Origin of the sequence: Pseudaestuariivita atlantica (assembly GCF_001205715.1) — a bacterium.
Taxonomy (GTDB): domain Bacteria; phylum Pseudomonadota; class Alphaproteobacteria; order Rhodobacterales; family Rhodobacteraceae; genus Pseudaestuariivita; species Pseudaestuariivita atlantica.
The window spans coordinates 1-6,956 of sequence record NZ_AQQZ01000032.1 but is presented as its reverse complement, the minus strand read 5'-3'; the positions used below and the strand labels follow the sequence as shown (position 1 = coordinate 6,956).

Annotated in this window: 4 protein-coding genes; 2 read left to right on the top strand and 2 right to left on the bottom strand. The window is 63.8% G+C overall.

Going from position 1 to position 6,956, the window contains the following annotated elements; all coding sequences use genetic code 11:
- The coding region (locus ATO11_RS20810) for a calcium-binding protein (RefSeq protein WP_050532839.1) at positions 1 to 3,057 on the bottom strand (3,057 nt) is incomplete at its 3' end.
- Between the two features lie 296 nt (positions 3,058 to 3,353).
- Here ATO11_RS20810 and ATO11_RS20805 point away from each other — a divergent pair.
- Positions 3,354 to 3,947, top strand: coding sequence for an HNH endonuclease (locus tag ATO11_RS20805; protein ID WP_050532838.1), 594 nt, complete (start codon positions 3,354 to 3,356; stop codon positions 3,945 to 3,947).
- 82 nt (positions 3,948 to 4,029) lie between these two features.
- Here the strand turns inward: ATO11_RS20805 and ATO11_RS20800 are convergent, their stop codons facing one another.
- On the bottom strand, positions 4,030 to 4,440 hold the full coding sequence (locus ATO11_RS20800; protein WP_134643196.1) for a hypothetical protein: 411 nt from the start codon (positions 4,438 to 4,440) through the stop codon (positions 4,030 to 4,032).
- 74 nt (positions 4,441 to 4,514) lie between these two features.
- Here ATO11_RS20800 and ATO11_RS20795 point away from each other — a divergent pair, with 74 nt between their 5' ends.
- Positions 4,515 to 6,917 (top strand): calcium-binding protein, encoded by a 2,403-nt coding sequence (locus tag ATO11_RS20795; RefSeq protein WP_050532836.1) that lies wholly within the window; start codon positions 4,515 to 4,517, stop codon positions 6,915 to 6,917.
- Positions 6,918 to 6,956: the final 39 nt, after the last annotated feature.

The window sequence follows — 6,956 nt, the reverse complement described above, 5'->3', positions numbered from 1 at the left end:
GAAATCGTCCGTCGTCAGCGTGTGGGTGCCGGTCAGTTCGATCTCGAAATCCGCCACGCCGTCGCCGTCGCGGTCGGCCTGAACGAGGGTGATGCCGCCCTGCTGTTCGAAGCGCAGTTCGCCGCCGGTGCCCGAGAAGGCCGCGTCGCCGATGAAGTCGAAACGCTGCTTGAAGCCTTGTGTCAGGTCGGCGTCGATCCTCGACAATTCGATCCGGTCCTCGCCCGCGACGTAATCGGTGACGACGTCGCGGTTGCCCGCGCCCACGCCTGTTTCCGCCGCGTTGAAATAGATGTAGCGATCCCTGCGTCCGGCATCGTCACCGCCGGTCATTATGTCGGCGCCGAGGCCGCCATAGAAGGCGTCTGCGCCCGCCTCGCCGAACAGCATGTCGTCGCCCGCGCGGCCATAAAGGCGGTCGGATACGCCGCCGGTGCGGAAGATGTTGTCGCCCGCGTCGCCGCGCAGTTGGTCGATGCCGTCTTCGGTCTGGAATTCCTCCACATTCAGGAAGGTGTCGCCGGCGGCGTCGTTGAACGAGATGTTGGGGTTCTGCAGGTCCACCCGGACGGACCGGGTGGCGGAGGCATAGCTGACGATGTCGTAGCCGTCGCCGCCATCGATCACGTCGCCGCCAGCGCCGCCGTCGAGGATGTCGTCGCCTGCGCCGCCGCGCAGGGTGTCGACGCCGTCGCCCCCCGACAGCGTGTCGTTACCGGCATCGCCCGACAGCGAGTCTGCGCCGTCATTGCCGAAGACGAAATCGTCGCCATCGCCGCCGGAATAGACATCGTCGCCTGCCAAAAGGTCGATCGTGTCGTTGCCGTCCGATCCTTGCAGGATGTCGGGGCCGGGGGTGGGCATCGGGACGGGGAACATCCCGCCCTGGATGGTCGCCGCCCGGATCGCGTTCTGGGACGAGAAGAGCACGTTGGTGTCGTCCTCGAACACGAGGAAGCTGTTGCCGTCGTTCAGCGCCACCAGCACCGGCTCTCGCTGGTCGTCGGTGACATTTTCGCTGCCGATCTGGTTCAGCAGCACCTCTTCGCCGGTCAGTTCGAAGATCGAGAAGCGCACGTCACGCTCGTTCGTGGCGTCGATGAAGACGTCATAGGCGATCACCAGCTGTCCCTCGCCGTTGATCGTGGCCGTGAGGTTCTGGTAGCCGCCCGTCACGCCGTCATCGACCAGCACATTGCGGTCGGAAATCGTGCTGTTGCCGGATGCGTCGAAGGTGGTCATGCGCACTTCGAGCGGCGTGATCGAGTCGTTGCCAAGGCCGTAGACGGCGACGAACCCGCCATCATCGGTGGCGATCAGCGTGGGATCAATGACGGAGCCGGAAACGCCCGGCAGGTCGCGGATGCCCGAGGCGGCCGAGCCGTCGGCGTTGTAGATGCGGAAATGCGTGCTGCGTGTGACCGAGCCCGTCTCGGTCTCGCTGACCCACATCATCACCATCTGGCCGCTGTCGAGCGTCGTCATGGCAACGGGCGTGTCCTGGTCGAACCCGGCGTGGTATTCGACCGCCGCGCCCAGCGACGTCCCGTCATTGGCGAAGAATTGCAGGTAGCCGTCATCGTCCAGCGTGCCGGTATCGTCCACCCAATGCACGGCAAAGCCGGAGGCGGTGGCCTGGATGTTGATGTGTTCGGCGTCACCGTCGAGCAGTTGCGTCGGCCCGCTGCGCACGGTGCCGTTGGCATTGTAGACCGTGACGAACAGGTCGCCGCGATTGACCGACGTGATATGGGCCACCGCGAACCCGCCATCGGACAGCGCCGTCACGTGCATCTCCGTCGCGCCCGAGATCGGTGTGCCGACATCGTCGATCGTGCCGTCGAGGGGATCGTAGATGCGGATATAGCCGTTGAGGTTGGTGTGGTCATAGACGACCACGACCCGCCCGTCATTCAGCACCGCCGCATCGGGGTCTTCGGCAAACTCGCCAAGGAAACCCTGGCTGATGATCGCCTCTTCCCCGGTCAGGCCGGGATCGTTGGGGCCGGGCGCGTCGTAAAGCTGCTGCGCGCCGTCGATGTCGAGGTTCGTCACTACGCCCGCTGTCGTCACCAGCAGTGTCGACACGTTCAGGCCCACGGCGTTGGTCTGGAAATCGTCGTATTGCTCGATATCCGAGGTGTAGAACCGCACGTTGACGTTGTCGTTTGCGGTGAACGCCTCGTTGCTGGCATAGGCCACCGCGACGCCGCCATCGGCCAGCGCATAGACCCCGCGCACCATCTGCTCGCCCGCGGGCTGGCCGGTGTTGACGAGGATCTCGGCCACGGAAATCGTGCCGTTGGGATTGATGACCGTCAGGTAGGTGCCGAGGTTGCCGGTATCCTCGCCGCTGTCGCGCACGCCGTTATAGGCCACCGCGATGCGCCCGTCGTCGAGGACCACCGCGCGCAGCCCGCCGTTATAGGTAAAGTTCTGCTCACCCAGGCCATCGGCCACGAGGAATTCGCTGCCCGATATGGAGCCGTCGCGGTTGTAATACTGGCCGCGGATCTCGACATCGCCGTCGGACGACCGCACCTGGCTGAGCCGCAGCACGCGCGCGCCGATTTCAAGCATCTCGCTTTCGAACACGCTTTCGAACGGGCCGCCACGCTGGGTCTGGTCAAGGAAGGTGCCGTCGGCTTCGTTGCGGATCAGGTTTTGCAAGCTTGCGGCATAGATCAGGCCGTTCGCTGCCTGCACGTAATCTTCAAAGACCCCGATATAGGGCGTCGCGAGATCGGACTGGTTGTTGATGAAGGTGTCGGTGGACTGCACGGCGCCGGTGGCGTCGAGTTCGAATACGATGCCTTCGTCGGGGTTGTTGGTGCGCAGGACGACCCGCACGCCGCCGCCCGACGTGGCCAGCACCACCGGGTTGTAATCGGTGAACCCGTTGCTGAAATTCGTCCCCGCGGCAAAGAAAACCGGCCCGGCGGTGATCGCCGACCCGTCCGCGCGGAAAATCTGCAATGCGATGCTGTCGTTGCCGTTGTCGAACGCGGTGTCGAGAACGACGATGCGGCCGTCGTTCAGATAAAACAGGTCTGCCATGAAACGCCCCTGGAAAAAGTGTTGAATCAGTAATTAGGCGGCACGCTAAATCTCTGTTTTTGCCGAGTAAAGTGAAAAAATTCACGCCTATGTCATGGATTAAACGGCGCGTGGGCGCGACCGGACCGCCGTTTGTCGCCGGCATCGGGCGCAGCGCGGTTAATATGCGACATCTTGTGTCACAGAGGCGCTTGCCAGCCGGGAAACACGAGATATAGTCGGGCCCGAAGGCAAGGGCGAGGACCCTCGCCCTGGGCGCCAGACAAGGGCCGACCGGGCGGGAGCGGAGTCGCAGGATGCAGGCAGACAATCACGAGTTTCGGACTGATTTCGTACGAAGTCCGGGTGCGTTGAAACAGAACCCGGCACTGGTTCTGAATGCCGATTACCGACCTCTCAGCTATTACCCGCTGTCGCTCTGGTCATGGCAGGACGCGGTGAAGGCCGCGTGGCTCGACCGCGTCGATATCGTGGCCGAGTACGAGGACGAGGTGCACTCGCCCTCGACCACGATCAGGATCCCGTCGGTGGTGGTCCTGAAGGATTACGTCAAACCGCAAAAGCGCGTGGCCTTCACCCGGTTCAACCTGTTCCTGCGCGACGAATTCCGCTGCCAGTATTGCGGGTCCAAGGGGGACCTGACCTTCGATCACGTGGTGCCGCGCGCCTCGGGCGGGGTAACAAGCTGGGAGAACGTGGTCGCGGCCTGCGCGCCCTGCAACCTGCGCAAGGGGTCGAAATCGCTGCGCCGCGCGGGCCTGTCGCTGCGCAAGCCGCCGCGCCGGCCTGCGTCAGAGGAATTGCGCAACATGGGGCGGCGGTTCCCGCCCAACTACCTGCACGCAAGCTGGGTCGATTTCCTGTATTGGGATGCCGAACTGGAGGCTTGATTGGCGCCGCGAAATCTTCACGCGTATTGTGAGAATTGGCGCATAAATACCTGAAATAAATACGCTTTGTGGAGCGGGCGCCTCAGCAGGTCCCGAAGGAATTCAGGCTTTCGTCACAGGCTTCGACCGCCGCGCCCGCCTCGTGCACGAGCCGCGACAGGGGCGCGTCGTCGGGCAGGTTGCACCAGTATTCGCGCACCGTGTCACCGGACGCATCGGCGCGGTGATGGGCAAGGCAGCGCATCGGGATCCCTGCGAACCGGGTGGTGAGGGCGGCGAGCGTGGCGGCGTCGGTCGTGCCGTCCTTCAATCCCCACAGGCCGTAGCTTCCCGCACCATCGGCAAAGGTCACGCGGTCCCCGGTTTCAAAGCGTTCGATGCTGAAATCGGCGACGGGGATCGTGCGTTCGGCGGAAACCTCGGCGCAGCCCATCAGGATCATGGCGGCACCGGCCACGACAAGCGGACGTGATTGACCCTGCGTAAACTTCATTTACCAGCCACCGCAATTTTGCTATGATCTTAAGCATATTTGATTGTTTTCAGTTTTTATAGGGGGATATAGATATGACAGTTGTCTATAATAATCAGATACTTGAAACCGGGCTTTCACACACGGTCGATGGCGTTACGCTCGATTTCGCAACAACCGCGGTTGTCGGAAACTTCACATCTCCACCCTTCGAAGGCATCTGGTTCGGACAGACCTCTTCGGCGTCGGACTTCGTGACGATCTCGTTCTCCGAGACGGTGCAGGACATCGAGGTGTCGATCACCGGGGCGGATGGCGTGTTCAACCCGCCGGAGACCTTCACCCGCTTCGCCGTGCAGCTGAACGGCGGCGACTGGATGCCCATCGACATCGAGGTGACGCAGACCGGGGCCGTGGTGGTCACCGGCAACACCATCGTCACCACCGGGTCGGGCGGCAGCGGCAGCTTTACCTTCACCTATAACGGTGCGCCCTTCGACGCGGTGCGCTTTTTCTATGAACAGAACGGGTCCAACAACGGCGCGGTGCTGGAGCATGTCGAGATCCAGCCGGGCGAGGTGCTGTTCCTCGATTTCGACACGGCGATCCCCGAGGATTACGTGATCCGCCAGTGGCGGGACGATACCGGCACCATCCGCGAATATTACGAGACGGTGGCCGGGTCGGAACCTCTGGGCACGTTCAGCGCGGCATCCCGCGCGGCGATCGTGACGGCGGTGCAGGCGATCTTTGACCGGTCGAACCTTGCGGTGCGCGTGACCGACGAGAGGCCCACCAGCGGCGATTACCACAGCGTCCGGTTCGGCGGGAACGCCATCGTCTATGACGATGACGGCGACGGCAACAACACCCAGCTTCTGGGCGTCGCGCAGGGCGGGGTGGACCGGTATAACCGCAACCCGTCGGACCTGACCTATGTCTTCCTTGACGAAGGCGATTCCCGCGCGCTGCTGGTCGAGACCATCGCGCACGAGGCCGCGCACGGCTTTGGCGTGCGGCACGTGAACCCGACGCCGGGCTTGAGTTCGGAAGTCATGGACTACCAGGACAGCAACGCGCCGCGGTTCGTCAATTCGGTGGTGCGGATCGTCGAGCCTCCGGTCGACGGGGTGATGGCCACCAACGAGACGCACAACCCGACCTACCACATCGAACGCTACCTGCTGGGCCAGAGCGACGAGGACCTGCGGGCCGAGGGCATCCTGCCCGGCAGCTGGGACCTGACGCTGTGGGACAACATCCAGATCCTGCTGGATTTCGTCGGGCTGACCGGGATCCTCGAAGACCTCGTGGTGCTGATCGACGACGGCAACGGCTTCATGGAGGGCCGCGAAGGCGGCGTGGGCCGCACCGTGCGGCTGGCCGACCTTGTCGAGCAGGGTGACCAGATCTCGTTCACGCTTCCGGCGGGCACCGATTTCCGCATCATCGGGCGCACGCAGGGGTCGAACATCGCCGACGTGCATATCGAGCTCGACGGCGGCATGACGACCGAGGCCAACGGCTCCCTCACCGGGACGGTGGTGCAGTACGACAGTTCCGGCAACGGCACCAACATGGGCAGCGTGAGCGGCTCCGGCACGGTGACGGAAACCGTGGGCGACACCATGACGGCGAACACCGACCACATCATCGAAGGCACCGAGAACGCCGACAACCTTGACGGCGGAGCCATGGACGAGGTCGTGCTGGCGCTGGCCGGCAATGACGTCGTGAACGGGTTCGGCGGCAATGACCAAGTGGTGGCGGGCGACGGCGACGACACCGTGATGGCCGGTGACGGCAACGACACCGTGCAGGGTGGCGGCGGCGCCAACGAGCTTGATGGCGGGCTGGGGGTCGATCTTCTCGACTTCTCGGACGTCACGGGCCGGGCCTTTGCCGATCTCGGGGTGGACCAGACCGGGCAGGGCTTCCTGCGGTTCTTCGAATTCGGACAGGCCGCGGGCGACCTGTATTCCAATTTCGAGAACGTGACCGGCGGCGGCTTTGCCGACAACCTGCGCGGCGACGCGGCCGCCAACCAGTTGTCGGGCGAGGGGTCCTCGGACCGGTTGTATGGCCGCGACGGGTTCGACACGATCGATGGCGGGCCGGGGGCTGACGCGATCTATGGCGGGCTGGGGTTCGACCTGTTGACCGGCGGGTCGGACGAGGGCCGCCGCGACCGCTATATCTATTTCAGCGCGGCCGAAAGCGGGGTCGGCGTGGCCAACCGCGACATCATCACCGATTTCGTGCCGGGCGAGGACCGGATCGAATTGTCGAGGATCGATGCCGACATCAGCCAGGGCTTCAAGCAGCGATTCGACTTCATCGGCGACACGGCGTTTTCCGGCACCGGCGGCGAGTTGCGGTACGAGCATGTCGACGGCGTGACCGTCGTGCAGGCCGACCGCGACGGCGACGGCGCGGCGGATTTCGAGATCGAGTTGTTCGGGACGCTGGTACTGACGGAATCCGACTTCCTGATCTAGGCGGCTATCGTCAAAACCAGGGCGAAAATCGTCAAAAAC

Coding starts and splice junctions, on each gene's coding strand:
- ATO11_RS20805 (WP_050532838.1), top strand. CDS start 3,354: ATGCAGGCAGACAATCACGAGTTTCGGACTGATTTCGTACGAAGTCCG.
- ATO11_RS20800 (WP_134643196.1), bottom strand. CDS start 4,440: ATGAAGTTTACGCAGGGTCAATCACGTCCGCTTGTCGTGGCCGGTGCC.
- ATO11_RS20795 (WP_050532836.1), top strand. CDS start 4,515: ATGACAGTTGTCTATAATAATCAGATACTTGAAACCGGGCTTTCACAC.